The sequence below is a fragment of the Saccharomonospora iraqiensis subsp. paurometabolica YIM 90007 genome (assembly GCF_000231035.2).
Lineage (GTDB): Bacteria > Actinomycetota > Actinomycetes > Mycobacteriales > Pseudonocardiaceae > Saccharomonospora > Saccharomonospora paurometabolica.
This window is the reverse complement of sequence record NZ_KI912261.1, coordinates 131967-132977: the sequence shown is the minus strand read 5'-3', so window position 1 is coordinate 132977 and position 1011 is coordinate 131967. Positions and strand designations below refer to the sequence as shown.

The window sequence follows — 1011 nt, the reverse complement described above, 5'->3', positions numbered from 1 at the left end:
CGGCGCTCCGGCGGGCGGGGGGACGTGCCGTGGCGGTCGGCGCGGACGACGGCGCGGAGGACACCGCGGACGTGACCGACCGGATCGACGCGGCGGACCTGGTGATCGACGGGGTCGTCGGGATCTCGGGGTCGGGGGCGTTGCGTCCGGACGCGGCGGCCGTGTTCGCACGGGTCAGCGCCCCGGTGCTCGCGGTCGACCTGCCGAGCGGGGTGGACCCGGACAGTGGTGCCGTCGCCGGTCCGGCGGTGTCCGCGGACGTCACCGTGACCTTCGGGGTCCACAAGCCGGCGCATGTGCTCGCCCCGCAGCGGTGCGGGGAGGTCGTGCTCGTCGACATCGGGCTCGGCCCCGAACTGGGTGAGCCCGACCTGCGCAGGTTGGACGCCGCGGAGGTGGCGTCGGCGTGGCCCCTGCCCGGTCCGGACGACAACAAGTACACCCAGGGAGTGACCGGGGTCGCGGCCGGTTCGTCGACGTATCCGGGTGCGGCGGTGCTGGCCTCGGCGGCGGCCGTGCGGGCCACGGCCGGGATGGTGCGCTACGCCGGGCCCGCCGCCGACGTGGTCCGATCCCACTGGCCGGAGGTGGTGGCCACCGGGTCGGTTTTCGACGCGGGCCGGGTGCAGTCGTGGATCGTCGGTCCCGGCATCGGCACCGGTTCCGCGGGCAGGGACGTGCTGACGCACGTGCTCGGGCAGGGCGTTCCGGTGTGCGCCGACGCCGATGCGCTGACGCTCGTCGCGCAGCACCCGGAGGTGCTGGACGCCCGGGATCCGGACACGCCGCTCGTGCTCACCCCGCACGACGGGGAGTTCGAGCGGCTCACCGGCCGCGCCCCGGGCGCCGACCGGGTGGCCGCGGTGCGGGAGGCGGCCCGGCGGTTCCGTGCGGTGGTGCTGCTCAAGGGATATTGCACGCTCGTCGCGGACGCCGACGGGCGGGTGTTGGTGAACCGGCCGCGCGGCTCGTGGCTGGCCGCCGCCGGTTCCGGGGACGTGCTGTCGGGTC

General features: G+C 76.2%; 1 protein-coding gene. It reads left to right on the top strand.

The window, feature by feature from the left end; all coding sequences use genetic code 11:
• A partial coding sequence (locus tag SACPADRAFT_RS29520) for a bifunctional ADP-dependent NAD(P)H-hydrate dehydratase/NAD(P)H-hydrate epimerase (RefSeq protein WP_040924793.1) occupies positions 1-1011 on the top strand: 1011 nt, incomplete at both ends.